The organism is Halorussus limi (assembly GCF_023238205.1).
GTDB lineage: Archaea > Halobacteriota > Halobacteria > Halobacteriales > Haladaptataceae > Halorussus > Halorussus limi.
Genome location: NZ_CP096659.1, coordinates 3,316,107 through 3,341,709, shown reverse-complemented (window position 1 = coordinate 3,341,709; position 25,603 = coordinate 3,316,107). Strand labels below are relative to the sequence as shown.

Annotated in this window: 37 protein-coding genes and 1 tRNA gene; 22 read left to right on the top strand and 16 right to left on the bottom strand. The window is 68.1% G+C overall.

What is annotated here, in order from left to right; genetic code table 11:
- Nucleotides 1–68: 68 nt before the first annotated feature.
- Nucleotides 69–1,382, bottom strand: coding sequence for a PAS domain S-box protein (locus M0R89_RS17125; protein ID WP_248650293.1), 1,314 nt, complete (start codon nucleotides 1,380–1,382; stop codon nucleotides 69–71).
- Between the two features lie 93 nt (nucleotides 1,383–1,475).
- Nucleotides 1,476–1,877 (bottom strand): hydroxyphenylacetyl-CoA thioesterase PaaI, encoded by a 402-nt coding sequence (gene paaI, locus M0R89_RS17120; protein WP_248650292.1) that lies wholly within the window; start codon nucleotides 1,875–1,877, stop codon nucleotides 1,476–1,478.
- A 197-nt stretch (nucleotides 1,878–2,074) separates the two neighbouring features.
- Between paaI and M0R89_RS17115 the strand changes: the two genes are divergently transcribed.
- The gene (locus M0R89_RS17115; RefSeq protein ID WP_248650291.1) at nucleotides 2,075–2,533 is read left to right on the top strand and encodes a MaoC/PaaZ C-terminal domain-containing protein; all 459 of its coding nucleotides are present in this window, start codon (nucleotides 2,075–2,077) and stop codon (nucleotides 2,531–2,533) included.
- Between the two features lie 7 nt (nucleotides 2,534–2,540).
- Here the strand turns inward: M0R89_RS17115 and M0R89_RS17110 are convergent, their stop codons facing one another.
- Nucleotides 2,541–2,867 carry a hypothetical protein gene (locus M0R89_RS17110; RefSeq protein ID WP_248650290.1) on the bottom strand — a complete coding sequence of 109 codons (327 nt, stop codon included), beginning with the start codon at nucleotides 2,865–2,867 and terminating at the stop codon, nucleotides 2,541–2,543.
- A gap of 155 nt (nucleotides 2,868–3,022) precedes the next feature.
- Here M0R89_RS17110 and M0R89_RS17105 point away from each other — a divergent pair, with 155 nt between their 5' ends.
- Nucleotides 3,023–3,904: an amidohydrolase family protein gene (locus tag M0R89_RS17105; RefSeq protein ID WP_248650289.1), complete on the top strand. Its 882-nt coding sequence runs from the start codon at nucleotides 3,023–3,025 to the stop codon at nucleotides 3,902–3,904.
- 33 nt (nucleotides 3,905–3,937) lie between these two features.
- Here the strand turns inward: M0R89_RS17105 and M0R89_RS17100 are convergent, their stop codons facing one another.
- Nucleotides 3,938–4,297 (bottom strand): DUF8062 family protein, encoded by a 360-nt coding sequence (locus M0R89_RS17100; RefSeq protein WP_248650288.1) that lies wholly within the window; start codon nucleotides 4,295–4,297, stop codon nucleotides 3,938–3,940.
- Between the two features lie 72 nt (nucleotides 4,298–4,369).
- Nucleotides 4,370–5,134, bottom strand: a complete 765-nt coding sequence (locus M0R89_RS17095) for an enoyl-CoA hydratase/isomerase family protein (RefSeq protein ID WP_248650287.1) — start codon at nucleotides 5,132–5,134, stop codon at nucleotides 4,370–4,372.
- 143 nt (nucleotides 5,135–5,277) lie between these two features.
- Here M0R89_RS17095 and M0R89_RS17090 point away from each other — a divergent pair, with 143 nt between their 5' ends.
- Both M0R89_RS17090 and M0R89_RS17085 read left to right on the top strand, forming a co-directional pair.
- Nucleotides 5,278–5,664: a PaaI family thioesterase gene (locus tag M0R89_RS17090; RefSeq protein WP_248650286.1), complete on the top strand. Its 387-nt coding sequence runs from the start codon at nucleotides 5,278–5,280 to the stop codon at nucleotides 5,662–5,664.
- Between the two features lie 14 nt (nucleotides 5,665–5,678).
- Nucleotides 5,679–7,031, top strand: coding sequence for a bifunctional metallophosphatase/5'-nucleotidase (locus M0R89_RS17085; RefSeq protein ID WP_248650285.1), 1,353 nt, complete (start codon nucleotides 5,679–5,681; stop codon nucleotides 7,029–7,031).
- Between the two features lie 15 nt (nucleotides 7,032–7,046).
- Here the strand turns inward: M0R89_RS17085 and M0R89_RS17080 are convergent, their stop codons facing one another.
- From M0R89_RS17080 to M0R89_RS17070, 3 genes are all read right to left on the bottom strand, one after another.
- The gene (locus tag M0R89_RS17080) at nucleotides 7,047–7,589 is read right to left on the bottom strand and encodes a hypothetical protein (RefSeq protein ID WP_248650284.1); all 543 of its coding nucleotides are present in this window, start codon (nucleotides 7,587–7,589) and stop codon (nucleotides 7,047–7,049) included.
- Between the two features lie 74 nt (nucleotides 7,590–7,663).
- The gene (locus M0R89_RS17075; RefSeq protein WP_248650283.1) at nucleotides 7,664–7,843 is read right to left on the bottom strand and encodes a hypothetical protein; all 180 of its coding nucleotides are present in this window, start codon (nucleotides 7,841–7,843) and stop codon (nucleotides 7,664–7,666) included.
- Nucleotides 7,844–7,884: 41 nt separating this feature from the next.
- Nucleotides 7,885–8,052, bottom strand: coding sequence for a hypothetical protein (locus M0R89_RS17070; protein WP_248650282.1), 168 nt, complete (start codon nucleotides 8,050–8,052; stop codon nucleotides 7,885–7,887).
- Between the two features lie 94 nt (nucleotides 8,053–8,146).
- Here M0R89_RS17070 and M0R89_RS17065 point away from each other — a divergent pair, with 94 nt between their 5' ends.
- A complete protein-coding gene (locus tag M0R89_RS17065; protein ID WP_248650281.1) occupies nucleotides 8,147–8,377 on the top strand; it encodes a hypothetical protein in 231 nt (76 codons plus the stop codon).
- Nucleotides 8,378–8,386: 9 nt separating this feature from the next.
- Here M0R89_RS17065 and M0R89_RS17060 read toward each other — a convergent pair whose 3' ends face one another.
- Nucleotides 8,387–9,028, bottom strand: a complete 642-nt coding sequence (locus tag M0R89_RS17060; protein ID WP_248650280.1) for a helix-turn-helix domain-containing protein — start codon at nucleotides 9,026–9,028, stop codon at nucleotides 8,387–8,389.
- A gap of 149 nt (nucleotides 9,029–9,177) precedes the next feature.
- On the opposite strand from M0R89_RS17060, the gene paaA reads away from it, so the two are divergent.
- From paaA to M0R89_RS17030, 6 genes are all read left to right on the top strand, one after another.
- Nucleotides 9,178–10,119, top strand: coding sequence for a 1,2-phenylacetyl-CoA epoxidase subunit PaaA (gene paaA, locus M0R89_RS17055; RefSeq protein ID WP_248650279.1), 942 nt, complete (start codon nucleotides 9,178–9,180; stop codon nucleotides 10,117–10,119).
- A gap of 2 nt (nucleotides 10,120–10,121) precedes the next feature.
- Nucleotides 10,122–10,442: a 1,2-phenylacetyl-CoA epoxidase subunit PaaB gene (paaB, locus tag M0R89_RS17050; protein ID WP_248650278.1), complete on the top strand. Its 321-nt coding sequence runs from the start codon at nucleotides 10,122–10,124 to the stop codon at nucleotides 10,440–10,442.
- Nucleotides 10,442–11,281, top strand: a complete 840-nt coding sequence (gene paaC, locus M0R89_RS17045) for a 1,2-phenylacetyl-CoA epoxidase subunit PaaC (protein WP_248650277.1) — start codon at nucleotides 10,442–10,444, stop codon at nucleotides 11,279–11,281. The genes paaB and paaC overlap by 1 nt, the downstream gene beginning before the upstream one ends.
- 121 nt (nucleotides 11,282–11,402) lie before the next feature.
- Nucleotides 11,403–11,831, top strand: a complete 429-nt coding sequence (gene paaD, locus M0R89_RS17040) for a 1,2-phenylacetyl-CoA epoxidase subunit PaaD (protein WP_368408883.1) — start codon at nucleotides 11,403–11,405, stop codon at nucleotides 11,829–11,831.
- 2 nt (nucleotides 11,832–11,833) lie between these two features.
- The gene (paaE, locus tag M0R89_RS17035) at nucleotides 11,834–12,001 is read left to right on the top strand and encodes a 1,2-phenylacetyl-CoA epoxidase subunit PaaE (protein ID WP_248650275.1); all 168 of its coding nucleotides are present in this window, start codon (nucleotides 11,834–11,836) and stop codon (nucleotides 11,999–12,001) included.
- A gap of 274 nt (nucleotides 12,002–12,275) precedes the next feature.
- The gene (locus M0R89_RS17030; RefSeq protein ID WP_248650274.1) at nucleotides 12,276–12,482 is read left to right on the top strand and encodes a DUF2196 domain-containing protein; all 207 of its coding nucleotides are present in this window, start codon (nucleotides 12,276–12,278) and stop codon (nucleotides 12,480–12,482) included.
- A gap of 7 nt (nucleotides 12,483–12,489) precedes the next feature.
- On the opposite strand, the gene M0R89_RS17025 is transcribed toward M0R89_RS17030, so the two are convergent.
- Nucleotides 12,490–12,879 carry a methylated-DNA--[protein]-cysteine S-methyltransferase gene (locus tag M0R89_RS17025; protein ID WP_248650273.1) on the bottom strand — a complete coding sequence of 130 codons (390 nt, stop codon included), beginning with the start codon at nucleotides 12,877–12,879 and terminating at the stop codon, nucleotides 12,490–12,492.
- 69 nt (nucleotides 12,880–12,948) lie between these two features.
- Nucleotides 12,949–13,308 carry an Hsp20/alpha crystallin family protein gene (locus M0R89_RS17020; protein ID WP_248650272.1) on the bottom strand — a complete coding sequence of 120 codons (360 nt, stop codon included), beginning with the start codon at nucleotides 13,306–13,308 and terminating at the stop codon, nucleotides 12,949–12,951.
- Between the two features lie 166 nt (nucleotides 13,309–13,474).
- On the opposite strand from M0R89_RS17020, the gene M0R89_RS17015 reads away from it, so the two are divergent.
- The 5 genes from M0R89_RS17015 to M0R89_RS16995 all read left to right on the top strand — a co-directional run bounded on the left by M0R89_RS17015 (nucleotide 13,475) and on the right by M0R89_RS16995 (nucleotide 17,575).
- A complete protein-coding gene (locus M0R89_RS17015; RefSeq protein ID WP_248650271.1) occupies nucleotides 13,475–14,374 on the top strand; it encodes an NOP5/NOP56 family protein in 900 nt (299 codons plus the stop codon).
- The gene (locus M0R89_RS17010; protein ID WP_248650270.1) at nucleotides 14,371–15,033 is read left to right on the top strand and encodes a fibrillarin-like rRNA/tRNA 2'-O-methyltransferase; all 663 of its coding nucleotides are present in this window, start codon (nucleotides 14,371–14,373) and stop codon (nucleotides 15,031–15,033) included. The genes M0R89_RS17015 and M0R89_RS17010 overlap by 4 nt, the downstream gene beginning before the upstream one ends.
- Before the next feature lie 79 nt (nucleotides 15,034–15,112).
- Nucleotides 15,113–16,195 (top strand): glutamate--cysteine ligase, encoded by a 1,083-nt coding sequence (locus M0R89_RS17005; protein ID WP_248650269.1) that lies wholly within the window; start codon nucleotides 15,113–15,115, stop codon nucleotides 16,193–16,195.
- A 266-nt stretch (nucleotides 16,196–16,461) separates the two neighbouring features.
- On the top strand, nucleotides 16,462–17,025 hold the full coding sequence (locus M0R89_RS17000; protein WP_438267686.1) for a helix-turn-helix domain-containing protein: 564 nt from the start codon (nucleotides 16,462–16,464) through the stop codon (nucleotides 17,023–17,025).
- A 61-nt stretch (nucleotides 17,026–17,086) separates the two neighbouring features.
- Nucleotides 17,087–17,575 (top strand): phosphopantetheine adenylyltransferase, encoded by a 489-nt coding sequence (locus M0R89_RS16995; protein WP_248650268.1) that lies wholly within the window; start codon nucleotides 17,087–17,089, stop codon nucleotides 17,573–17,575.
- 14 nt (nucleotides 17,576–17,589) lie between these two features.
- On the opposite strand, the gene M0R89_RS16990 is transcribed toward M0R89_RS16995, so the two are convergent.
- A complete protein-coding gene (locus tag M0R89_RS16990) occupies nucleotides 17,590–17,910 on the bottom strand; it encodes a hypothetical protein (RefSeq protein WP_248650267.1) in 321 nt (106 codons plus the stop codon).
- 110 nt (nucleotides 17,911–18,020) lie between these two features.
- Entirely contained in the window at nucleotides 18,021–18,350 is a 330-nt protein-coding gene (locus tag M0R89_RS16985) for a transcription initiation factor IIB family protein (protein ID WP_248650266.1), read from the bottom strand.
- Nucleotides 18,351–18,499: 149 nt separating this feature from the next.
- On the opposite strand from M0R89_RS16985, the gene M0R89_RS16980 reads away from it, so the two are divergent.
- From M0R89_RS16980 to M0R89_RS16965, 4 genes are all read left to right on the top strand, one after another.
- Nucleotides 18,500–18,584, top strand: a tRNA-Leu gene (locus tag M0R89_RS16980).
- 201 nt (nucleotides 18,585–18,785) lie between these two features.
- Nucleotides 18,786–19,412, top strand: coding sequence for a cell division protein CdpA domain-containing protein (locus M0R89_RS16975; protein WP_248650265.1), 627 nt, complete (start codon nucleotides 18,786–18,788; stop codon nucleotides 19,410–19,412).
- Between the two features lie 141 nt (nucleotides 19,413–19,553).
- Nucleotides 19,554–20,366 carry a diadenylate cyclase DacZ gene (gene dacZ / locus M0R89_RS16970; RefSeq protein WP_248650264.1) on the top strand — a complete coding sequence of 271 codons (813 nt, stop codon included), beginning with the start codon at nucleotides 19,554–19,556 and terminating at the stop codon, nucleotides 20,364–20,366.
- Nucleotides 20,366–21,151 carry a mechanosensitive ion channel domain-containing protein gene (locus tag M0R89_RS16965; protein ID WP_248650263.1) on the top strand — a complete coding sequence of 262 codons (786 nt, stop codon included), beginning with the start codon at nucleotides 20,366–20,368 and terminating at the stop codon, nucleotides 21,149–21,151. Before dacZ ends, M0R89_RS16965 begins: the two co-directional genes overlap by 1 nt.
- Nucleotides 21,152–21,287: 136 nt before the next feature.
- Here the strand turns inward: M0R89_RS16965 and M0R89_RS16960 are convergent, their stop codons facing one another.
- From M0R89_RS16960 to purD, 3 genes are all read right to left on the bottom strand, one after another.
- The gene (locus M0R89_RS16960; protein ID WP_248650262.1) at nucleotides 21,288–21,821 is read right to left on the bottom strand and encodes an acyltransferase; all 534 of its coding nucleotides are present in this window, start codon (nucleotides 21,819–21,821) and stop codon (nucleotides 21,288–21,290) included.
- A gap of 35 nt (nucleotides 21,822–21,856) precedes the next feature.
- Nucleotides 21,857–22,225 (bottom strand): DUF7344 domain-containing protein, encoded by a 369-nt coding sequence (locus tag M0R89_RS16955; RefSeq protein WP_248650261.1) that lies wholly within the window; start codon nucleotides 22,223–22,225, stop codon nucleotides 21,857–21,859.
- A gap of 138 nt (nucleotides 22,226–22,363) precedes the next feature.
- Complete coding sequence (gene purD / locus M0R89_RS16950) at nucleotides 22,364–23,704, bottom strand: phosphoribosylamine--glycine ligase (RefSeq protein ID WP_248650260.1); 1,341 nt, start codon at nucleotides 23,702–23,704, stop codon at nucleotides 22,364–22,366.
- 292 nt (nucleotides 23,705–23,996) lie between these two features.
- Here purD and M0R89_RS16945 point away from each other — a divergent pair, with 292 nt between their 5' ends.
- Complete coding sequence (locus tag M0R89_RS16945; protein WP_248650259.1) at nucleotides 23,997–25,160, top strand: thiolase C-terminal domain-containing protein; 1,164 nt, start codon at nucleotides 23,997–23,999, stop codon at nucleotides 25,158–25,160.
- Complete coding sequence (locus tag M0R89_RS16940) at nucleotides 25,157–25,561, top strand: Zn-ribbon domain-containing OB-fold protein (protein ID WP_248650258.1); 405 nt, start codon at nucleotides 25,157–25,159, stop codon at nucleotides 25,559–25,561. Before M0R89_RS16945 ends, M0R89_RS16940 begins: the two co-directional genes overlap by 4 nt.
- The last annotated feature ends 42 nt before the right edge of the window (nucleotides 25,562–25,603 follow it).

Below are 25,603 nucleotides of genomic sequence, written 5' to 3'. Positions count from 1 at the left end.
CGAGCTAACGACCGTATAGGACAAGAAAGTTACCGGTTCGGCGGCGTCGTTCTCACCGGACACCGCCGCTACTCGTCGGAGTGGAGTGCGACGCCCGTGAACTCGAACCGCGCTCCGCCCGCCTCGCTCTCGGTCACCGCACACTCCCACTCGTACGTCTCGACCAGTTCGGCGACGAACGTCAGTCCCACTCCGGTTCCGCCCTCCAACTCCGCGGTGGTGTACCCGGCCTCGAACACCGTCTCTCGGTCTTCAGGCGGGATGCCGACGCCGTCGTCGGCGACGTAGAACCCGTTCGGGACGTCGCCGACCGTGACCGTGAGGCCGGCGTCCTCGTCCGAAGGACGAGGGCTCGCGGAGCCATGCTCCGCGGCGTCGTCGGCCTCCGGCCGACTGCCTGTCGAACCGTGTTCGACCGCGTTTTCGAGCAGGTTCTCGAAGAGGTGCCGGACGTACGTCTCGTCCGCGGATACGACCCGGTCGGTCGCTATCTCCAGCGTCGCCTCCGGCGCGCTCACTTGCTCCCACGCCTCGCGGGCCACGTCGGCGAGCGCGACCGGTTCCGACTCGCCGACCGCATCGCGGCCCCGCGCCAGCACCAACAGCACGTCTATCATGTCCTCGATGCGGTCGAACGCCTCGGTGACGTACTCGACCGCCTCCGGCGCTTCGTCGGCCGGAAGCCGTTTCCCGTATATCTGGCCGATGGTGACGGGATTGCGGAGTTCGTGGGCGAGCATGCTCGCGAACGATTCGAGTCGCTTGTTCTGTCGTTCGAGGCGGCGCTCGCGCTCCTTGCGTTCGGTGACGTCCCGGACGACGCCGACTCGCTCGTACTCCTCGCCCTCCTCGTCCAGCGGAATCAGCGCGAAACTCGCCTCGGTCTCGACGGTCTCGCCGTCCGCGGTCTCCAGCGACGCTTCGATGGTCTCGGTCCGGCGGTCGCCGGTCCGGAGGTCGCTGTACAGTTCCTCGGCGGCGTTCATCACCTCCTCGCTGACGAGAAACGAGGAGTCGCGCCCGACGAGTTCGTCGGGCGCGTAGCCGAGCATCTCCGCGTACGTCTCGTTGACCAGCGTGAATCGGTTCCCCTCGTCTTTGACGTAGATGCCGTCGTTGACGGTCCGGACGATGGCCTCGTACCGTTCGAGGTCGCGGTCCCGGCGCTGGCGGTCGGTCGTCCACCAGACGCGAACGCTCCCGCCGACCTCCCGGGTCTCGGCGTCGCCGCGTTCCGCGAGTTCGTCGAGTCGGTCGCGCGCCGTCTGGCGCTCACAGCCGAGTGCTTCTGCAACTTCGCTCGCCGTGACGGGAGCGCCCGGCGCTCCCGTCGTCTCTAGCACGGTGAGCGTTTCGGCGAGCGTGATTCCAGAAGAACTCATTGACGGATAAATTAGAAACGGGCCCTCATAGATTTTCCGTTGGAGCGATTCGCGCGTCCTTCCGACCGGTCTCGACCGGATTCGGCGCTCGCGCTACTCGCCGGGCAGGTACACCCGACCGCGGAACGCCGCGATTTCGTCGCCGGCCTCGTCGGTGACGGCGACGCGGTAGGCGGCGGTCCGGCCGCGTTCGTGGACGCGTTCCGCCTCGGCGGTCAAGTTCTCGCCGACCTCGACCGCCTCGAAGTAGGAAACGTTGGTCTCCAGCGCCAGCGCCGCGTCGCCCTCGGCGTTCGACGCGGCCGCGAACGCGGCGTCCGCCAGCGAGTAGACGGCCCCGCCGTGGGGCGTTCCGTGGAAGTTCAGCAGGTCGTCGGTGACGGTGAGTTCGGTGGTCGCGGTGCCCGGACCGAGGTCGGCGAGTTCGACGCCCAACTTCCGGCAGAACGGGTCCGACGCGATTCGTTCGCGGCGCTCGTCGGGGATGTCGGCCATGGATTCGGTTCGCGCGACGGACACTTAGTTCTCGGCTTCGGGAGTGACGGAGTCTCGCCGACTGGGGCCGTCGCGGCGTCTCGGCCCGGCGCGCGGGCGCGGCGCTCTCCTGCGCCGCGCGGACCGTTCCGGCCCTCGCCGGACTCCTTCACGGTAAATACCATAGAATTTTGTCGCCGCCCGGCGAACTCGGAAATATGCCGTACAGCTACACGCCCCACCACTTCGAGGACTTCGAGGAGGGACAGACCTTCGAGAGCGTCGGCCGGACCGTCACCGAGTACGACTTCGTGATGCACTCGGCGTTCGCGGGCGACTGGACCGAACTCCACACCAACAAGGAGTACGCCGAGGGCGAGGAGTTCGGCGAGCGCGTGGCCCACGGCCCGATGACGTTCGTGCTGGCGACCGGATTCGTCTACCGGACCGGCATCTTGGAGCGGACCGTGCTGGCCTTCCTCGGGATGAACTACATGGACATCCCGAACCCGGTCCGCATGGACGACACCATCAGCCTCGACATGGAAGTCGTCGAGACGAAGGAGATTTCGAGTCGCGACGACGCGGGCCTCGTCGTCATCGACACGACGATGACCAATCAGGAGGACACCGTGGTGTTCGAGGGCGACATGAAGTTCCTCATCAAGAAGGAGTAGGTTCGCGCTACTCCAACTCGGCCAGTCGCCCGCACTCCTCCCACTCACCGTCGAGCGGACGTCGGTGGACGCGGGGTTCACGCCATCCGTTCGGGGTGCGCACCGCCGAAAGCCGGTACTGGGGGTCGTCGCCGTCGTACGGACAGATTTCGACGCGGATTCCCGCCTCGTCGCGGTCTATGCGCGACGGTCTGCCCCGAATCAGCGTCCCGCCGACGCGGGCGACGACCTCGTCGTCCGCCGTAATCTCGAACAGGTCTTCGACGAGTTTCATGGGTGTTCTGGCCTCGAATAGCGCTCCGGAGTCGCGCCGGTGTGTGACTGACGCTAGCATACGGCTCGATTATGGTCGTTCTACATAAACGTTCGCGTCGATGAGACGCGTCCGCCGGCAGTCGGTCGCGGCTCTGTTTGGCCACAGCGGAGCGAGCTGTTCGCGCAGACTCGCCTCCCCCACGATTTTTCACGACACTCCGCGAACACCGTCCCATGCCGAAACTCGACGTAGTGGCCGACCACCCCGACGAGAACCCCATCGTCGACACCCACTGCCACCAACCGACAGAGGAGTTCCTCCACGACGCCGGCGGCCTGATGATGGAGGACGCCGCGGAGAAGTTCGGGTCGTCCATCGAGACCGACACCTACGACAATCTCATCGAGGAGTACCACGAGGTCGGCATCGGGAAGACCGTTCTGCTCGGATGGGACGCCGAGACCAACACCGGCAACCCGCCCGTGCCGAACGACTACGTGGCCGAGGTCCGCGACGAGTACGACGACTTCTTCGTCGGGTTCGCCAGCGTGGACCCCCTGAAGGACGACTGCGTCGAGGAGGCCGAACGCGCGGTGAAGGACCTCGACCTCTCGGGGTTCAAGTTCCAACAGATAGCGCAGGGATTCGACCCGAGCGACCCCGAACACGAGGAACTGTTTTCGACCATCGAGGACCTCGGCGTCCCGGTGGTCTTCCACGGGGGCAACTCCACGCTCGGCGCGGGCGCGCCCGGCGGCCGCGGCCTGAAAATCAAGTACGGGAACCCGATGCTGATAGACGACGTGGCCGCCGAGCATCCCGACCTCCAGATTCTCATCGCCCACCCCGCGTTCCCGTGGGAGAAAGAGCAACTCGCCATCTGCCAGCAGAAGGGCAACGTCTACATGGACCTCTCGGGGTGGATGCCCCGCTACATCGACGAGCAGGTCCTCCACTACGCCAAGACCCTCCTGAAGGACAAGGTGATGTTCGGTACGGACTACCCGATGATAGAACCGGCCCCGTGGCTCGACCAGTTCGAGGAGTTGGACTTCCCCGAGGAGGTCCAGCGAAAGATTCTCTGGGAGAACGCCGAGGAGTTCCTCGGACTGTAGCGGTCGCCCGTCCGCTCTCCCTGTCCGGTCCCGTTACTCGGCGTCGTCGGCCTCCACCAGCGTCGTCTCGTCGCCCGTCGCGTGGTGAATCTCGACCGCGTGGCGGGTGTGGCGCGCGTGGGTCTCGGCCCACCGGGTCGCGGCGTCGCCGGCGAGTCGCTCTGCCTCCTCCGGGCAGTTTCGGCACCTCGCGCGCCACGTCGCGATTTCGTCGGGGAAGTGGCCGGTGTGACGCCGGTGGTCGAGCGCGAACTGCTCGACGGCGTGGTTGCCGACGCCCAAATCGTCGAACTCCTTCGAGAGGTCCCACTCCCGGTCGCAGCGCTCGCAGGTCACGGTCGGCGCGTCGCCGAACTCGTCGTCGGTCGCTATCGAGTCGTCTGGGTCGGACACGAGCGACGATAGCGCGCCCGACGCCTTGAGTCTGTCACTCGACGTTCGCCGTCCCGCCCGAACCCGGCGGTGTCACTCGAACTCGGGGTCCCGACCTTCGAGGAACGCCGCGACGCCCTCCTCGTGTTCGGGCGTGTCGTAGGCCAGCGACTGGACGTGGTTCTCGTAGTCGAGTCCGTCCCGCCAGCCCCGGCCCAGATTCTCGTGGATGGCGCGCTTGGCGAGACCGATGGTCCTCGTCGGGCGCTCGCGGAGCGTGTCGAGCAGGTCAGCGACGGCCTCGTCCAGTTCGTCCTCGGGAACCGTCTCGTTGACGAGTCCCAACTCGGCGGCCTCGTCGGCCCCGAAGAACTCGCCGGTGAACGCGAGGCGCTTGGCGGTCCGGAGGCCGACGAGGTGGGGGAGGAGGAACGACCCGCCGGTGTCGGGAATCAGGCCGACGCGGACGAACGCGCAACTGAAGGTCGCGGACTCCGCGGCGTAAGCGAAGTCGCTGACCGCGGTAATCGCCAGTCCCGCGCCCACGGCGTCGCCGTTCACCTTGGCGACGATGGGGACCTTCGCGGAGAGGGCCTCCTCGACCACTCTGCCGAAGGTCTCGGTGACGCGCTCGTAGGCCTCCTCGGTGGTCTCCTCGCGTTCGGCCATCGACTCGATGTCCCCGCCCGCGCTGAACGCGCCGCCCTCTCCGGTGAGGACCAGCGCGTCGTACTCGTCGGCGTCGGTGTCGGCGATGACCTCGGCCAACTCCTCGGCGGTGTCGGTGGTGAAGGCGTTCATGACTTCGGGCCGGTCGAACGTGACGGTGCGGACGCCGTCGTCCTCGGCGAGTTCCATACGTCCACCGACCGCCGCGACCGAAATAAGGCTACCTCACGCTCGGCGCGTCCCGCTTCGCGCTCTCGGCGCGGGTCGTCCGCTCGCGTCTCGACCCGTCGCAGGACGTATTTTTAAGCCCCTCGCCGGCGAAACTCGCCGGCATGGACGTAGAGCGCTTCTTCGAGGAGATGCCGTTCGCCGACCTGCTCGGCGTCGAAGTGACCGAAGTCGAGGACGGCCGCGCCGAGGGCCGGGTCGAGATGCGCGAGGAACTGTCGTGGAACGCCGACCGCCAGATGGCCCACGGCGGCGTGACGTTCACGCTGGCCGACACCGTCGGCGGCGCGGCGCTGGTCTCGCTGGTGGACCAACCGGTCCCGACCGTCGACATGCGCATCGACTACCTCGAAGCAGGGACCGGCGACCTGCGCGCGGAGGCCGACGTGGTCCGATGCGGGAGCGACGTGGGCGTCGTGGACGTGGCGGTCTACGCCGAGGACGATGAGACGCAGGTCGCCGACGCGCGGGGCGTCTACAAGACGGGATAGGGAGTCTCCCACGGATGCGACTCCTCCACTACTCCGACGTGGAGAACGTCTACGACCGCCCCGAGCGCGCGGGCCGCCTCGCGGGATGCATCGACGCCCGGCGCGACGGCGAGACGGTCGTGGTCGGCACCGGCGACGACCTCGGGCCGGGCGTCCTCCCGATGGTCGAAGACGGCGCGCAGGCGCTCGACCTGTTCGAGGCGCTGGACCCCGAGGTGGAGACGTTCGGCAACCACGACTTCGACTACGGTCTCGACGCGGCGCGCCGCGTCGTCCGCGAGTCGCCCCAGACGTGGGTCAGCGCGAACGTCAGCGAGGACGGCGACCCCTTCGCCGCGGACGCGGGGGTCGTCCCCCGAACCGTCGTCGAGCGGGGAGGTCGCCGGGTCGGGTTCGTCGGCGTGAGCGACCCCGAATCCTCGATTCCGGACGCGCTGACCGTCACCGACCCCGCGAGCGCGATTCGAGCGGGCGTCGCCGACCTCCGCGCCGAGGGAGTCGAGCGGGTCGTCGCGCTTGCACACGTCCACGACGAGCGCCTGACCGACCTCGCCCGAGCGGCCGACCTCGACGCGATTCTGGCGGGGCACGTCCACGGCGAGCGGTGCGACCGAATCGACGGCACGCTGGTCGTTCGGCCGGGTGCGAACGGCCGCGTGGTCTGGGAGGTCGAACTGGGCGAGGAGGTTCGCGCGACTCGCCGAGAGGTCCAGCGCTTCCCGTGCGCGGAGCGCGTCGCCGAGCGCCTGCGGACCCGGATGGCCGAGACTGGCCTCTCGGCCGTCGTTGGCCGCGCCGAGGACCCCATCGAGCGCGACCGGCGGGCCTGCTTCGCGGGCGAGCGGCGCGTCTCTAACCTCCTCGCGGACGCCTACCGGTGGGCGGGCGACGCCGACGTGGGGTACTACGACACCGGGATGCTCCGAAGCGGGCCGCCGCTGTCCGGCGACGTGACCGTCGCCGACGTGATGGGACTGGCGCCTTTCGCCGCCGACCTCTGCGTGGCCCGCGTCTCGGGCGCGGCGCTCCGGGAACTGGCCGAAGCGACCGTCGTCACCGACGAGCGCGCGGCCCGGATTCCGGGCGACGCGGCGTGGTGGGGGCAGTTCAGCGGGATGTCGGTCGTCTGGGACCCCGGTGCGGACGTGGTTCGGGAGGTCCGCGTCGGCGGCGACCCTCTCGACCCCGACGGGGAGTACGCCGTCGCCACCAACGAGTACGTCGTCGACACCGACGAGTTCCCCGGCGTGACCCGCGCGGACGTGACCGAGGTGGTCAGCGTGCAGTACGACGCGCTGGTGGAGTACGCCCGCGAGTTCGGCGTCGAGGCGGGCATCGACGGTCGAATCGTCGTCGAGGAGTGGTGAGAAGCAGTCGGCGCGTCACTCGCCGGTCGTCGTTCCGGTCGGCGGCGCGTCGGTCACGTCGCCGATGCGGTTGTCGCCCACCGCCTTCGGTCGTCGTTTGCCCCCGCCGAACCCGCCGAACTCGGTCGGGCACTCGTCGTGCGAGAACTCCAGAAGCGGGTCCTCGACCCGGAGCGTCCCGGTCCAGTAGCCGTCGTCGTTGGTGTGGTCGCTCGCGGCACAACTACGGGGTTCCCACGTCCACGACTGCCACTGCTCGTAGGCCGCATCCTCGTGGTGGAGTTTCCCGTGGACCTCGTAGGTGCCCCACGCGAAGCCGTCTTCGAGGTGGAGCGCAGTGGCAGTCGGGACCCGGTACCGACCGCTGCGGACTCGCTCGGCGTCCTGCGTCACGACGACCGAAACGACTCGCTCGGCGTCGAGGGCGTTCGAGAGGACGAGGAAGTCGCGCTTCGTGTCGTCCGACTCGTCCTTGCCGCCGCCGACACAGCCAGCGGTTCCCGCGACTGCGAGACTCGCGGTGGCGAGGAAGTCGCGTCGCGTCTGAAGCGAGGGCATAGTTCCGGTCAATCGCGTGACCGTTAACTGTTTTTCGGGGACGACTCGCGCGGCGACTCTTTGGTCTCTCTCCGTCACTCGCCGATTCGCTCGGCGAAGCGCAGGAGGGCGTCGAACGCGAGGAGGAACGCCGCGCCGCCGCCGACGACGGTGCCGACGGTGCCGCCGTTCTGGAACACGAGGACGGCGAGGAGGAACGCCACGAGTTCGAGCATGCGGTAAACGTCGGCGAGCGTGAGGTCTGGGTCGGTCACGATTGGGACGTGACAGCCGAACTTCAAGAAAACCTCGGTCGTCAGAGCGCCCGGGAGACCGAATTCCCGACCAGCAGGAGTATCGCGACGCCGCCGGCGACGAGGCCGACGAATCCTTGGCTAATCGCTACCACCGCCAACAGGAGGGCTATCAGTTCGAGCGTCTGGTGGATGTCCGTGAGTCGTTGGGCGATTTCGGCGTCGGTCATGGCTCGAACGTTTCGGCCGGCTCACAAATTCAGTTCGGTGTGCGTTGGCGGGAGGTCCGAAATTTACTTGCCACCGCTCCGACAGGACTCCCGCATGGACGACGCCCTCCGGAAGCGACTCGACGCCATCGTCGGTCTGCTCGCGGTCGTCGTACTCTTGCTCGCCGGCGTCGTCGTCGGTCTCGGCGGTGGTCGGTTTCCGGTCGGAACGTTGCTGTTCGGATTCATCTTCGCGCTGGTCGGAGTGACGGTGTGGACGGACTTCGTCGACCGAATCGCTCCGAGCGATTCGGTGAGTGGCGACTCGGTGAGCGACGAGTCGTAGCGAGAACAGTCACCCGAACACCTGCGCGAACAGCGTCGCCTGTCCCCGGCGCAGGCGCTCCAGAAACGCCGACTTGCTGATGCCCAACTCGTCGGCCACCTCAGCGGCGGTCGCGCCTCGCGGCACCGCGAAGTACCCCATCTCCATCGAGGTCCGGAGCGCGGCCTCTTGGGCGGGCGTCACGTCCCACCGCTGGGCGACCGCCTCGTCGTCCTCGCTCCCGAGGGGAAAGACCCGTTCGAGCGAGACGCCGACCGTCTCGGCGGCCGCCGCGAGGACGCCCTGTAACACGTCGTGGCCCACGACCGCGCCGGTGTAGCGCTCGGTCCCCTCCCGGTACTGGAGCGTCTCGGCCATGAACCCCGCGTCGGTGAGTTCGTGGACGACGCAGGGTCGTTTCGAGAGACACCGGAAGTTGGTCCGACTGTCGGTCCGGGAGGCGTGGAGGTAGCGAATCCGGTCGTCGGCGTCGAGGACTGCGGCGAGTTCGTCGGCCCCCTCGCTCGCCGAGAAGCGCAGGAGCGCGTTGTCGTCGGAGCGCAACTGCGGCGGCCGGGCGTCGACGGTGGTCCCCGTCTCGCGGGTGGCCTCCGCGAGCGGACAGTCGTCGCCGGTGACGGAGAACTCGACCACCAAGCACTCGTCTATCATCGGTCGCCTCCCTCCGGCGTCCGGTCGGCCGGGCGTCCGCGGTCGGTCGTCGCCCAGTCGGTCATGGCCGAATCTCTGTCGCCGGCGTATTTAAACCCGCCACATGGACGGGTTAACCGGTATGTCGGTCGGGACCTATATGATTATACATGGACATCGAGCAGGTCAAAGAGCGCGCCGGGCCCCGCGAGTTCAGCCCGAAGGACGACCTCCCGGAGAAGTACCGGAAGGCCGCCACGCGCATGATTCAGTTCCACGCGAACAGCGAGATAATGGGCGCGTACCTCGAACGCCCGTTCATCCGCGAGGCCCCGAGCCTCGACCGGAAACTGGCGTTCTCCGCGAAAGTGCAGGACGAAATCGGCCACGGCCAACTGCTCTACCGGGCCGCCGAGTCGCTCGGGGTCAAGACCCGCGAGCAGATGCTCGACGAGTTGGCCGAGGGCGAGGGGAAGTTCCTCAACTGCTTCCACTACCCGATGGAGTCGTGGGTCGAGACGCCGATGATAGCCTTCTTCGTGGACGGCGCGGCGATGCGCCGACAGGCCACGCTCAAACAGAGTAGCTGGGAGCCCTACGCCCACGCGATGGACAAGGTCTGCTTCGAGGAGGGGTTCCACGTCAAGCACGGCGAGGCCATCCTCTACGAACTCATGACCGGGTCGAAGGCCGAACAGGAGAAGACTCAAGACGCCTTCGAGACGTGGTGGCCCCGAATCATCCAGTTCTTCGGGCCGACCGACGACAAGTCCACCCACCACGACTTCTCGGCCGACGTGGGCCTGAAGACGATGACCAACGACGAGTTGCGCAACGCCTTCCTCAACGCCTACATCCCGAAGGCGAAGAAGTACGGCCTCGAAATCCCCGACGAACCCCGCATCCGCGAGAACGGCGACGGGACCTACGAGGTCGAGGAGGACGACCTGAACTGGGACGAGTTCTTCACTATCGCCAAGAACGACTCGCCGGGGAGCCACGAGCAAATCGGCAAGCGGAGTCGCACTCAAGAGGCGGTCGAGTGGGTCCGCAACAGCATGGACGACTGGGAAGCGAAGGGCGCGGGCCAGACCCCGCAGGCGGCCGACTAACCATGATTTGGGAAGTGTTCAGACAGGACCAAGCCGGAGAGTACCACACCCACTGCGGCAACGTCCACGCGCCCGACCGCGAGATGGCGCTCATGTTCGCCGAAATCCAGCACGGGCGGCGCAAGCCGACCAACAGCCTCTGGGTCGTCCCCCAGAAGGAAATCGGCGAAGTCGATACGGAGGAGGCCAACTTCGGCGGTACGACCGACAAGTCCTACCGGTGGGCCCAGTCGTACAACTTCGAGGCCGCGGCCGAGGAGGTAGCCGACTCCGAGAGCGAGCAGGTGCAGGCAGAGGCCGAGCGCCAGCGGGGTGACGACTGATGGCGAGCGCCGAGCGACTCGCCGGGCCGGACGACCTCTCCGAGGAGGAGCGCGAAGCGGTCGAGACCCTCCTCTACCGCCTCGCGGACGACGAGTTCGTCACGGCCGAGCGCTACACCGAGTGGCAGGTCCGCGCGCCGACGCTCGAATCCGACCTCGCGCTGGCCAACATCGCGCAGGACGAGTTGGGCCACGCCCGACTCTGGTACGACCTGCTGCAGGACTTCGGGCCGGACGAACCCGACCTCATCTGGGAGCGCCCCGCCGACGAGTGGCGCCACGCCGCGCTGGCCGAACTCCCCTACGGGGAGGGCGACTGGGCCGACCCCATCCTGCGGTCGTACCTCTACGACGTGGCCGAGGAGCTTCGGCTCGAAGCCCTCGCGGACTCGTCGTACGCCCGCATCCGCGACCGCGTGGGGAAGATTCGGGGCGAAGAGGACTACCACCGCGAACACGCCGAGAACTGGCTCGAACGACTGGCCGAAGACGACGAGAGCCGCGAGCGCGTCCAGACCGCGCTCGACCGACTGTTCCCCTACGCGCTCACCCTCTTCGCGCCGACCGACGAGGAGGTCGAGGAGCGCATCGACGAGTTAGGTCTCCGGACCGAGTCGCTGGCCGACATGCGCGAGGCGTGGTTCGACACGGTGGTGCCGTACCTCGAAGGCCTCGGTCTCGACGTGGACGCCGACGCCGACCTGCCCGACGACATCGGGCGCGGCGAGTCCCACACCGACGACTGGGACGACCTCTGGGACGAGTTCACCAACACGTACCGCGAACTCGGCCGGAGCGAAGCGACTCGCATCATGAAAGACCCCGACGAGGTGAAGTGACGTGTCCAGCGAACTGCCCTACGACCCCGAGATTCCGGACCTCCGCGAGAACGACCCGGAGGACATCGAGGACGACGAGATTCCCGGAACGGGCAGCGTCACCGGGAGCGGCGACGCCGCCATTCCCGGCCTCGACGACTGCGCCGACCCCGCGCTCTGCGCGTACACCGAGTACGTCGAGGGCGCGGAAGTCGAGGACCTGCCCGCGACCGGCGAGGGCGCGGAAGGCGTCGAGGTCGACGTGTGGGACGCGCTCTACGGCGTCGAGGACCCCGAGATGCCCGTCTCCATCGTGGACCTCGGTCTCGTTTACGGCGTCGAAGTGACCGACCGAGTCGACGAGGGCGTCCACGCCGAAGTGCTGATGACCCTGACCTACTCGGGGTGTCCGGCCCGCGACATGCTGACCGACGAGGTAGAGCGCGCCGTCGCGGGCGTGGAGGGCGTCGAATCGGTGGACCTCCGACTCGTCTGGAGTCCCGAGTGGTCCATCGAGATGGTGACCGAACGGGGGAAGGCCGACCTGAACGAGTTCGGCCTAAGCGTCTGACCGTGCGACGACCAGACCCGAGCGTCGAGACGTCCGGCGACGACGCGGGGGCCGAGTGCCCCTACTGCGGTTCGACCGAGACCGAACGCGAGCATCCCAAGGGGCCGTCGCTCTGCCGGTCGATGCACTACTGCAACGAGTGCGAACAGCCGTTCGAGAAGTTCGAGTAGTCGGCGCGACTATCTACGATAACAACGACGTGCGATGACGAAAGTGGAGGGCGTGGAACTCGCGACACCGGACCGCGCTGGATGGCGGCAGCGCGATTGGATGACAGACGGGACCGCCGGGCGGCGTGGTCATGGAGTCGCGGCGCAACCGGGGCGCAACCGCAGTTTACTCATTCGGGAGTACCCGCTTAGTTGTTGTGGCCACCCGTGTGGGAATTTACACGCGAGCCGCGGGGCCGTCATCCTCTTGTCCGAACCGGCCCGAACGTGAGGTATGTCCGGAAACCGCCCCGACGAGGAGGAACTCAGGCCCGGAATGACAGTCGAAATCGACCAGTCGAACGCCGACAACGCCGCCGACGCCGACCCGATTCGCGGCGACATCAGAGCCGTCATCGACGAGGGCGACAGTCCGCAGGGCGTGAAGGTGAAACTCGAATCGGGCGTGACGGGCTACGTCCGGCGCGTCGTCGCCGAGTAGCCGACGGCTACTCGAGCGCACCTTCGAGTTCGAGCAGTCGCCGCTTGAGCGCGGGACCGTCGCCCGCCGAGTACCCGCCGAGCGAGTCCGCGCCCACGACGCGGTGGCAGGGCACGACCAGCGGTACCGGGTTCGCCCCGCAGGCCCGGCCCACCGCGACCGGCGCGGAGTCGAGCGCCGCGGCGACGTCGCCGTAGGTCCGGGTCTCGCCGTAGGGAATCGCTCGCATCTCGGCCGCGACTTCGCCGGCGAACCCTTCGGGAGTGGCCACCGACAGGTCGAACTCGCGGCGCTCGCCCGCGGCGTACTCGGCGACCTGCGCCCGAATCTCGTCCTCGGAAGCCGCGACGCTGTCGGCGTCGAGTTCCACGCGCCGACCGAACAGTTCGACGTGCATCGGTCACGAGAGGGCCAGCGGGGCCTTTGCGGTTTCGGTCGGCGCTCCCCGTCCGGCGGAGTCGGCGGCCTACTTCACGTCCACGGACCGTCGTCGCTCGCGCTTCGGAAGCGTGATTCGGAGTCGGCCGTTCAGGTACTCGGCGTTCGTTCGCTTCTCGTTCACCCGCTCGGGCAGGCGAATCGTCCGGCTGACCGTCCCCCGCTCGCGCGCCCGGTCGGCGAAGGCACCGCCGCCCTCGTCGTCCGCCTCGGGGTCGGCGAATATCTGGACGCGGTCCTTCCGGACGCGCACGTCGATGTTCTGCTTGCGGATGCCCGGTAGGTCGGCGGTCACGACGAACTCGTCGTCGCGCTCGGCCACGTCTACCGCGATTTCGGGGTTAGTCCCGGACTGTCGTCGGCTTCGGCGTCGATTTTTGCGTGACATTCTCTCACTCTTCTCTGGCGACGGCTTCGGGCTTAACGTTGGCGAGGCCGGGAACGCGATACGCCGCCGAGCGTCGCTCGAACCGCTCGGAGCCTCTCGCCGTGTGACCGCCGCGGAGCGACCCGAGTAACGTAGGTTTAAACGCGACGACGCGCAAGCCTCGGGCATGACCGAAGATGGAACTCGCCCCGAGACCGACGGTGGCGGGTGGTTCGAGGGGGTCGCCCCGGACGACGCCGAGGCGGGTGCGACCCGGATACGCGAGGGCCGGGCCGACGCGCCCGCCGACTGGCCCGAGCGGGCCGTCGCGTCCGGGTTCGCGGCCGACGACGAGGAGTACTACGACGCGCTCCGGGAGGCCAGTCTCCGGGCCGCCCGAGAGGGCGCGGCCGAGCGAGCGCGGGCCGACGACCAGCAGTTGGTCCACGCGGTCCGAGCGATGGACGACGCCGCGGCGGAGGCGAACGAACTCGCAGAGCGGGTCGCCGAGTGGGCGGGGAGTCGCTACCCCGACGCCGGGACGGGCGTCGAGTACGCCCGCGAGTTGGCCGAGCGCGACCCCGAGTCGCCGACCGACGAGCGACTTATCGCGCTGGCCGGGCGAACCGCGGACCTCGCCGACGAGTCCGAGGAGTTGCGCGAGTTCATCGAGCGCGAGACGCCGGAGGTCGCGCCGAACCTCGCGGCGCTGGCCGGGCCGGTGCTGGCCGCGCGACTCGTCTCGCTCGCCGGCGGACTGGAACCGCTGGCGAAGAAGCCCTCCGGAACGCTGCAGGTCCTCGGCGCGGAGGACTCGCTGTTCGCGCACCTCCGGGGGCACGCGCCCTCGCCCAAGCACGGCGTCATCTTCACCCACGAGTTCGTCCGGGGGACCCGCCCCGAGAAGCGCGGGTCCGCCGCGCGGACGTTGGCCGGAAAGCTGACCATCGCGGCCCGAATCGACCACTACTCGGGCGAACGCAAGCCGGAACTCGACGCGGAGCTACAGCGTCGCATGGACCAGATTCGCGGGCGGGGCGACGACGTCGATGGAACTGACGAACAGTCAGGAGGTGACGAAGAATGACCGACTCGTCCGAAACCGGCCCGTCAGGGACCGACCTCCCCGAAGGCGTCGAGCGCCGCGCGTTCGACGGGCGGGACCGACTCGCGACCCGCGGCGAACCGGTCTACGGCGAACCGACGGACGACGGCTGGCGATGCTGGGACGCCGGGCGGTCGAAACTCGCCGCGATGTTCGAGTCCGGGATGAACGTCGGTCTCGCGGGGGACGAGACCGTCCTCTACCTCGGCGCGGCCAGCGGGACGACGGTCAGCCACGTCGCGGACTTCGCGGGACCGACCTACGCGGTCGAGTTCGCGCCCCGGCCCGTCCGGGACTTGGTCGGGGTCGCGGAGGACCGACGGAACCTCTTTCCCCTGCTGAAGGACGCCCGCAAGCCCGAGACCTACGCCCACGTCGTGGAGTCGGACGTGGACGCCATCGTGCAGGACGTTGCGACCCGCGGGCAGGCCCGCGTCGCGGTCGAGAATCGCCAGTTCCTCGCGCCGGACGGCCGCCTGCTCGCGGCCCTCAAGGCCCGGAGCGAGGACGTGGCCCGCGACCCCGAAGACGTGTTCGAGGACGCGCTGGCCGACCTCCGAGAGGGTTACGAGGTGCTGGAGACGGCGCGACTCGAACCCTACCACGACGACCACCTCGGCGTGGTCGCCCGGCCGCGGTGAGCCGCTCGCTCGACCCCGCCACCGCCCGACCCTGCCGGGTTCGGAACTATTTACACCTCGGATTACGAAACTCCGAGAAATGGACTCGGGTTCGGCTGAGAGCTTCGCAGAGATGGGGACGCTGGGTATCGAAGAGGAGTTCTACGTCGTCGACGAGCGCGGACGCCCGACGGCGGGCACCGACGAACTCGTCTACCAGCGCGACCCGCCCGAACTGCTCGACGGACGACTCGACCACGAACTGTTCAAGTGCGTCATCGAGACCCAGACGCCGAAGATAGAGCGACTCGCTGACGCCCGCGAGAACCTGATCGCGGTCAGGAACGCGCTCGTGGACCACGCCGAGGCCGGCGGGTTCCGAATCGCGGGCGCGGGCCTCCACCCCGGCGCGCGGTGGCGCGAACTCGAACACGCCGAGAAGGACCGATATCGCGCGCAACTCGACCGGATTCAGTATCCGCAGCACCGTAACACGACCGCGGGCCTGCACGTCCACGTCGGCGTGGACGACGCCGACAAGGCGGTCTGGATAGCCAACGAGATTCGGTGGTACATCCCGGTGATGCTCGCGCTCTCGGCGAACTCGCCGTACTGGAACGGCTTCGACACCGGTCTCCAGTCGGCCCGCGCGAAGATATTCGAGGCGCTCCCGAACACCGGGATGCCGACCTGTTTCGACTCCTACGACGACTTCGCGGCGTTCGAAGAGACCATGCTGCGCTCGGAGTCCATCGCCGACCGAGGCGAACTCTGGTACGACGTGCGACCCCACACCGGTCTGGGGACGGTCGAGGTCCGGACGCCCGACGGGCAGGCCGACCCCGACCGCGTGATGGCCTTCGTGGAGTACACCCACGCGCTCGTCCGCGACTTGGCGGCGAGATACGAGGACGGCGAAGAGGGCTACCGACACCGCCGGGAACTGCTGGACGAGAACAAGTGGCGAGCGATGCGCTACGGCCACGACGCCGGGTTCATCCGGCGGGACCGCGAGGGCGAAATCGGCCTCGGCGAAGTCGTCGACCGCGAGTGCGACCGACTCGGCGTCTCGGGCATCCGAGACATCTACGACGGGGAGAGCGGCGCGGCCCGCCAGCGTCGGATTCGAGACGCGGAGGGCGCCGACGCGCTCTACGAGTCGCTGGTCCTCGAACGGAAGTGAGGCGACGACCGACGAATCCGGAGCGGGGCGCGCCACCGCTCTAAGCAAGGTTTTTACTCGCGCGCGGCTTGTGTCCTCGTAGAGAGGACATGTCCGGGGAAAATACAGACGACGAGGATACCGACGTGAACGTCGAGGACGACGCCGTCGAAGAGGCGGAAATCGAGGACGTGGACGACGACGTGTCGGTCGAGGAGGAACTCGACGTGGACGAGGAAGGCGACCTCACCGAGGAAGTCAACGTCGAGGTGGCGGGCGAGGAGGAACTGTCGGTCGAGCAGGACGTGTCGGTCGAGACCGACCGAGACCGCATCTCGAAGGGGCGCGAGCGCCTCGAAGAGGAGGCCGACCGCGCGGTCGATCAGTTCGACCAAGGCATCGTGGACCTGCTCTCGTGGGTCCTCGACACCGAGACGCGGGCGCGAATCTACGTCTACCTCCGCCAGCACCCCCACAGCACCAGCGAGGAGATAGCAGAAGGAACCGGTCTCTACCCCTCGACGGTCCGGGAGTCGCTTGCCGAACTCCACGACGAGGAGAAGGTAGAGCGCCGCAAGCGCGAGAGCGAGGGTGCGGGCAACAACCCCTACGAGTACACCGCCATCGCGCCGAGCGAACTCGTCGGCGGCGTCGTCGGCCAGATTCAGGACGAACTCAACACGGTGTTCAATCTGGACGACCACCTCGACTCCGAGTCCGAGACCCGATTGGAGACCGAACCGAGCGAACCGGTCAGCATCCGGGTCGAGGACGAGGAGCGCGCGGAGAGCGACGACGAGACGACCGCGACGGGCGAGGAGGGTGAGACGGGCGACGACGGAGACGAGTAAAATTCGAGCGTCGGGTCGGTATTCCGAAGGCACTAAGCCGCGGGGACCCTTTCGCGAGGGTATGAGGGTTGCCCTGGGCGGGACCTTCGACCCGGTCCACGACGGCCACCGCGCGCTGTTCGAGCGCGCCTTCGAACTCGGCGACGTGACGGTCGGTCTGACCGGCGACGAACTCGCGCCGAAGACGCGCCACGAGGACCGGTACGTCCGCCCGTTCGACGAGCGGAAGGCCGACTTGGAGGCGGTGCTGGCCGAGTTCGCCGACGAGTACGACCGGGAGTTCGAGGTCCGGGAGTTGACGGAACCGACGGGCATCGCCACCGAACGGCAGTTCGACGCGCTGGTGGTCTCGCCCGAGACCACCGACGGCGCCGAGCGCATCAACGATATTCGCGCCGAGCGCGGGTTCGACCCGCTGGAGGTCGAAGTAGTGCCCCACGTCACCGCCGAGGACGGCGACATCATCTCAAGCACGCGCATCGTGAAGGGAGAAATCGACGAACACGGCGACCTCACTCCGGAGCGGGACGGTCGGTCCGCCGAGCGCTAATCAGTTCTCGATTCTCAGGCTTCGGTCGCTCGCACGCTCAGCCGCGGAGCGACGGTGACGACGGCGGCGAGCAAGAGCAACCCCCGGAGCCAACTCGGGACGAGCGCCAGCACCCCGAGCGCCTGCGCGACGCCCAGACAGACCACGAATCCGCCGGCGACGAGCGTGACGTTGGCGGCGTAACTCGCGAAGACGGGGCGCGGTTCGCCGGAGTCGAACGGGGCGACGCCGGCTATCAGCGAGGTCCAACCGCGGTACTTGATCAGATAGCCGACGAGGAGGACGCCCGCGCCGACGAGCGCCGTGGTCAGCGGACTGGCGGGTATCTGGGCCATGCGTAATCCGAGCCTTTACGTCCGAGTTAGTTAAGCGATACGTTCCGCTCGGTGACAGTCTCGGGTCGGCAGAAAGGTCGCGATTCGCACTCGTCCGCCGTCTCCGGGGCTTACCACGACGGCGGCTGTAACCCGGCTTCCTCCAAGAGTTCCTTCCAGCGCTGTTGAATCGTCAGTCGCGCGACCCCCGCGGCCTCGGCCACGTCGCCCTGCGACCGCTGGTCGCCTTCGATGAGCGACCCGGCGTAGAGGCTGGCCGCGACCACTGCGCGCCGAGAGTCGGCGTCCCGTTCGTCTGGCGCGTCCCACTCCGAGACGGTCGAGAGGAAGAGGTCGGTCGCGCGCGAGCGCGCGGCGGTGTCGAGGTCCAATCGGTCGGCGCACTCCTCGATTTCGGCGAGCCAGCGCTCGTTTTCGACGTGGTCGCGTGCGCGATACACGACCACTGTTTGCGACCGAATTCACATAAGCGTCCCGTCGCGGGAGTTCGAACCCTCCGAGGGCGGACCGGTCGATGGCGAGACCGAACCGCCGGTCCGCTCGGCGAGAACGACAGGTTCTTGTCGCCCTCGCCGGAACGTGGGACTGCGCGCGGGTTGCCAAGCCAGGCCAACGGCGTAGCGCTTAGGACGCTATCCCGTAGGGGTCCGCCGGTTCGAATCCGGTCCCGCGCATGAGCGACCGAAGTGAGCGAAGAGCAGGACCGAATCGAATCCTGTCAGTCGCGCACAGCAAGCGAGCACGTCTGACTCCGGTTCGAATCCGGTCCCGCGCATCAACGATTTTCGAGGGAACCCAGAGACGAGCGAGACGGAAATATCATCGGTGAAACTCTCCGACACGCTTTTTCATTCGGCGTACATATCAGGCGTAGTATGTCAGGTTCCGAGGCCGACGAGGAGGCTCTCTGGCGAACGGTCGGCCGGGCCGTGCTCCTGCTGGCAGGGGGTTTGGTGGCAGTCGTGGGGTTCGTCGCGGCGACCGCCAGTCTCGTCGCCGGGTTCGGCGTCGGGAAGGCGACCTCGCTCAGACTCGGCGTTCTGCTCGGGGCCGTCTTCCTGCTGGCGTGCTTTCTCGCCCTGTTCCGCAGGACCCCCGACGCCGACCGGTCTCGGTCGCTCGCAGGCGTCGGCACTGCGGTCGCAGTCGCGGGGGTCGCGCTGTTCTGGACCGCCGGGTGGACCGGCCGCCCCGGCGAGTTGCCGCCGGTCGCCGCGGGGGCGTACGCGGTCGGACTGCTCGCCGTGTTCGGCGCGGGCTTTCCGTCCGACTTGCGCGACGTGTGCGGCACGTGCGACCGCGGCGAGACCGACACGTTCGGTCGCGGCGTCGAGTCCGTCGTGACCGCGGCCGACGGCGACCGGGAGTTCGACGGCGGTCACGACCGTTCCGACGCCGGCGGGGAGCGCACGGAGACCGGCGAAAGTCGCGCCGAGGTCGACGAGAGTCGGTCGGGGAGCGAGACCGACCGCGGACGTTCCGGCCGCGGGGAGCGGTCGTAACGCCTCCGACCGCTGGCATCATTCCGGCGTCGGTCGCGCCGACTCCGGGCGGCCGTCGGGGGCGCGACCGACGGCGACGTTCCAGTTTAGCTATGTATCCTCCCACAAACCTTTTCTCCGGTCACTGAGTCGTTTCGGGTAATGGCTGACCTGAACGAACTCTTGGGGGACGTGACGGAGGACGCCGACGCCGTCTTCCTGTTCTCGCCGAGCGGGTCTTACTACGACCGGTATGCAGACTTCGACGACCTGGAAGTCGCGGTCGTCGGTCCCGAGAACTCGGTCGGGGCCGACTCGTTCGTCGAACTGCCGCTGGAGTTCGACGACGTACGCGAGCGCATCCGATTCGGTATCGAAGGCGGGATGGAGCAAGGGCTGGTCGAGGACGGCGACGTGGTCGTCTGCGTGGTCAGCATGTTCGACGAGGGGACCGACACCGTGACCCGAGCGCGGGCCAGCGACTCGATTCACTCTGGCGTCTACGACCTGTTCGCCAACTCGCGTGGCGACCCCGGCGTCATCCGCGACGTGTTCGAGGTCGCCATCGAACTCGGCAAGAAGGGCCAGAAGGGCAAGCCGGTCGGCGCGCTGTTCGTCGTCGGCGACGCCGGGAAGGTGATGAACAAGTCCCGGCCGCTCAGCTACAACCCCTTCGAGAAGTCCCACGTCCACGTCGGCGACCCCATCGTGAACGTGATGCTCAAGGAGTTCTCGCGACTCGACGGCGCGTTCGTCATCAGCGACGCCGGTAAAATCGTCTCCGCCTATCGCTATCTCGAACCCTCCGCCGAGGGCGTCGACATCCCCAAGGGCCTCGGCGCGCGTCACATGGCGGCCGGCGCCGTCACCCGCGAGACCAACGCGACCGCCATCGTCCTCTCGGAGAGCGACGGGTTGGTCCGGGCGTTCAAGGGAGGCGAACTGGTCCTCGAACTCGACCCGGAGGAGTACTGATGTCGGTGTTGCAGGTCCAGTGGGAGGTACTTCTCCGCGAGGAGTTTCAGTACATTCTGGCCCTGCTCATCCTCTTCGGCGGTCTCGCCGCGGGGTACGCCATCGGCCGCCTCAACCAGCGACTCCTGACCGCGGCGGGGGTCCCGGAAGCGGTCGAGCGTACCCCCTTCGAGCGCACCGCCCAGAGCCTCGGGACCGACACCGTCGCGCTGGTCTCGCGGCTGAGTTCGTGGTTCATCTACGGCGTAGTCGTTCTCATCGCGCTGAACGTCGCCGACCTGCTGAACGCCCAACTGTTCTGGAGCGGCGTCCTCACGTTCATCCCCGACCTGTTCATCGCCATCCTCGTCTTCATCGTCGGGTTCGTCGTCGCGGACAAGGCCGAACTCGTGGTCGGCGAGCGCCTCCGGTCGGTCAAACTCCCGGAGGTAGGAATCATCCCGCGACTGGTCAAGTACACCATCGTCTACCTCGCCGCGCTGGTCGCGCTAGGGCAGGTCAACGTCGCCATCGAAGCCCTGCTCATCCTGCTGGCGGCCTACGTCCTCGCGGTCATCCTCTTCGGCGCGGTGGCGTTCTGGGACCTCCTGCGGTCGAGCGCGGCGGGCGTCTACCTCCTGCTCAATCAGCCGTACGGCATCGGCGACGAGGTCCGGGTCGGCGACGACCGGGGCATCGTTCAGGAGGTGGACGTGTTCGTCACGCGCATCGAGAACGACGGCGAGGAGTACATCGTCCCGAACAGTCGCGTCTTCGAACAGGGCGTCGTCCGCATCCGGGACTGAGTCGATGCCCGGGGCCGGCGTCGGTTCCGGGAACCGACGCACCGACGCTCGGGGTCTCGTGTTTCGTCGGGCCACTCGCGTCGGTCCCCGCGTAACCGTTCCGTACTACTGCTACGTTGGCTAGCGACTCGTCGCCTCATTCCGGCGATTCCTCGCTCCCCATCGGCGTCGCGGGGACCCCCGCGACCGTCTCGCCGGGCGGCACGTCCTCGGTCACGAGCGAGTTCGCGGCCACGCTCGCGCCCTCGCCGATTTCGACGCCCGGCAGGATGATGGCTCCGGCACCTATCATCGCGCGCTCGCCGACGACTACCTCGCCGGTCCGATACTCGTCCTGCAGGAACTCGTGACAGAGGATAGTCGCGTCGTAGCCCACGATGGCGTGGTCCTCGACCGTGACGAGTTCGGGCCAGAACACGTCCGGCGTCGATTCCAGTCCCCACGAGACCCCCTCGCCGACGGTCACGCCGATGGAGCGCAGGAGGACGCTCTTGAGTTTGAGACTCGGCGAGATGCGCGCGAGGACGATGACGACGTAGTTCAGCGCGACCCGGAGCGGACTCTTGGCGCGGGTCCACGACCGGAGGGAGTTGCCCGGTCCGGGCGTGGCGTGGCGCGCGATTCGGTCGTGGCGTCGCGTCGGGTCGGACTCGTCGGTGTCGTCGGGCACGGTCGGGATTTGGGAGGGTTCGGCCTTGAAGGTAGCTACTCCGACGGGACCGACTCGCGGTACTCCTCCATCACCTCGAAGTACGGGTCTAACTCCTCGCCCACCTCGGTCAGTTCGACCTCGCCGGACATCGGGTCGTAGGACACCACGTCGGCGTCTTCGAGTCGGGGGAGGTGGGCGTGGTGGAGCATCGCCGCGGTTCGCTCGCACTGGTCGGTCGCCACGTCGTCCGGCGTCGTACCTTCGAGTCGGGCCGCGGTCGCCTCCGCGAGTCGGTCGAGACTCACCGCGTCGTCGAACTCCCGGAGGGCCGCCAGCGCCCGCCGTCGCTCGCCGTCGCCGAGCAGGTCGAAGGCCGTGTCGGGCGTCAGCGACCGAGAGTCGCCTTCGTCGGTCAGAGACATAGACGGCGAGACGGCCAGAAGCAGTTTTGTTATGGGTCGCCTGCGGGGGTTCAGGAGACGGCTGAACCGGGTAAGCCCGCGATTACTCGCCGAGCGAGACCGTCGGCGGTTTCGCCGCGCGCCGCGGACCGCGCCGGACTACTCGCCGCGGAGTTCGTTCACGTGGTCGACGCGCCGTTGGACGAGGTCGGGTTTCCCGATGTCGTGGCGCACGTCGAGTCCCTCCTCGCCGGCGACTCCGAGGGCGTCCTCGGCGATTTCCTCGGCGTCGGTGATGGTGTCGGCCACGCCGACCACGGCGAACGCGCGGGAGGTAGTCGTGTAGATGCCGTCCTCGCGCTCGTCCACGCTGGCGTAGAACAGGAGCGCGTCACCCGCGCTGTCTCGCGTCTCCGCGCTCGACCCTTCCGTGACGTTTCGCGCCACGCTGTCTTCGTCGATTTCGACCTTCGCGCCGGCCTCGGGGTCGGTCGGGTAACCTTCGGGCACGGCGTACTTGCAGACCGTCGCCTTCGGTGCGAACGAGAGTTCGGGGAGCGAGTCGCTCTCGCGGGCCGCGACCAGCACGTCGAGGAAGTCGGTGTTCAGCACCGGCAGGGTGTTCATCGCTTCGGGGTCGCCGAAGCGGGCGTTGAACTCCACGACCTTCACGCCGTCGGCGGTCAGCATGAACTGGCCGTAGAGGACGCCCTTGTAGTCGTCCAGCGCATCGACGGTGGCTTCCAGCACGTCGACGGCCTCGCGGTAGTCTTCTTCGGCCATGAACGGGAGCGCGAGTCCCGAATCGCTGTAACTGCCCATCCCGCCGGTGTTCGGTCCCTCGTCGCCCTCGTAGGCGCGCTTGTGGTCCTGCACCGCGGGGGTCACGCGCAGGTCGCCGTTGGCCACGAACGCTTGGACGGTGAACTCCTCGCCGACCAGTCGCTCTTCGAGAACCACGCGGTCGTAGTCGGAGTCCCGGAGGTAGGCCTTGGCCTCCTCGGCCGTCACTTGGTCGCCGATGACCCGGACGCCCTTCCCGCCGGTGAGTCCGGCGGGTTTCACCGCGAGGTCGCCGTCGTACTCGTCGATGTACTCGCAGGCCGCTTCGAGGTCGTCGAACGTCTCGAAGTCCGGACAGCCCGGAACGTCGTTCTCGCGCATGAACCGCCGCTGGAACGCCTTGTCTGTCTCGATGCGGGCCTCGGCCTCGTTCGGGCCGAAGGCGTAGATTCCGGCGTCGTCCAGCGCGTCGGCGACGCCGGCCGCGAGCGGACCCTCCGGGCCGACGACTGCGAGGGTCGCGCCCACGTCCTCGGCGTAGGAGACGACCGCCTTCGGGTTGGTCGTCTCCAGCGTCTCGAACTCTTCGGCGAGCGCCGCGATTCCGGGGTTGCGGTTGCCAGCGCAGGCGTAGAGGTCTGCGTCGCTCTCTCCGAGCGCGCGGGCGATGGCGTGTTCGCGCCCGCCGCCGCCGACCAGCAGGACTGTTTCGCTCATACCCGGAGGATGTAGGCAAGGGAGTGTAAAGGTTGCTCTTGGCTCCGTCGAAAGTATACAAGAACGTGGCTCACCCACGGCGCTCGCGCTCGACGCTCCGACGCTGCCAGCGTCGAATCTACGGTCGAGACGACAGCGACAGAACGAGGGGAGTCGCGACCGAGTAAATGTTTTCTCTCGCGGACGCTCCGCGACGTACGCCGACGCTCGGCGCCACCCGGCGTTTCTTTCGCTCAGCCAGACGGCCACAAGACCGATGGCTTTCTTAACTGTCCATCACGAAGAGAGACGCATGACAGGCGTACGAGTCGCGGGGGTCGGACTCACCCACTTCGGCAAGCACCCCGAGCGGACCGGCCGGGACCTCTTCGCCGAGGCGAGTCAGCGCGCGTTCGAGGACGCGGGGGTCCCCCGCGCGGACGTGGAGCAGTTGAACTACGGCAACTTCATGGGCGAACTCAGCGAACATCAGGGCCATCAGGGGCCGCTGATGGCCGAGGCCGCGGGGCTGACCGCTCCGGCGACGCGCTACGAGAGCGCGTGCGCCTCCTCGGGCGTGGCGGTCCGCGAGGCCGTCAAGGACATCCGAAACGGCGAGGCCGACGTGACGCTCGTCGGCGGGGCCGAGCGCATGAACAACCTCGGCACCGCGGGGACGACCGAGGCCCTCGCGATAGCGGCCGACGACCTCTACGAGGTCCGGGCGGGCATGACCTTCCCGGCGGCCTACGCGCTGATGGCCCGCGCGTACTTCGACAAGTACGGCGGGAGCGGGGAGGACCTCGCCGAAATCGCGGTCAAGAACCACGACAACGCGCTCGACAACGAGTTCGCGCAGTTCCAGCGAGCCATCACGGTCGAGGACGCCCTCGACGCGCCGACCATCGCCGACCCGCTCGGACTCTACGACGCCTGCCCCATCACCGACGGGGCGAGCGCGGCGGTCCTCGTCAGCGACGAGTACGCCGAAGAACACGACCTCGACGCGCCGGTCTCGGTCACGGGAACCGGGCAGGGCGGCGACAAGATGGCCCTGCAGGACAGGCAGTTCCTCGCCCGCACGCCCGCGGCAGAGCGCGCCGCCGAGGAGGCATACGACGACGCCGGAATCGGCCCGCGGGACGTGTCGGTCGCGGAGGTCCACGACTGCTTCACCATCGCGGAGGTCCTCGCGCTCGAAGCCCTCGACTTCTACGCGCCGGGCGAGGGAATCGGCGCGGCCGCCCGCGGCGAGACCACCCGCGACGGCGACCGGCCGGTCAACCTCTCGGGCGGCCTGAAGGCCAAGGGCCACCCGGTCGGCGCGACCGGCACCAGTCAGGTCGTGGAGATGACCAGACTGCTCCGGGGCGACCACCCCAACAGCGACGCCGTGCCCGGGCCCGTCGGCGTGACCCACAATGCGGGCGGTACGGTGGCTAGTACCACAGTCCACGTGCTGGAGGTGGAAGAATGAGCGACGAGAGCGGCGAGGCCGACCGGGTCCGCGACGAGGGCTTCGACGACTTCCTCGACGCTATCGAGTCGGGCGAGGGCTTCTACCTCGAATGTCCGGAGGGTCACGGCTCGCTCCCGCCGCGTCGGGTCTGTCCCCACTGCGGCGCGACCGACCTCGAACACGTCGCCCTGCCCGAGACCGGCGAAATCGAGACGTACACCACGGTCCACGTCGCCGCGCCCGAGTTCGCCGACGACGCGCCCTACGTCACCGCCGTCGCCGACTTCGGTGCGGTTCGGTTGACCGGTCAGCTTCGAGAACTGGACGCCGGAGAACTCGACGTCGGAACCGAAGTCACCGTCGGAATCGGCGAGAGCGAGACGGCGGACGAGCGCGTGTTGGCGTTCCGGCCGCGCTGAGGTCTATAGCGAACGCAGCGCGACGAGACGCCAGACCTCCGG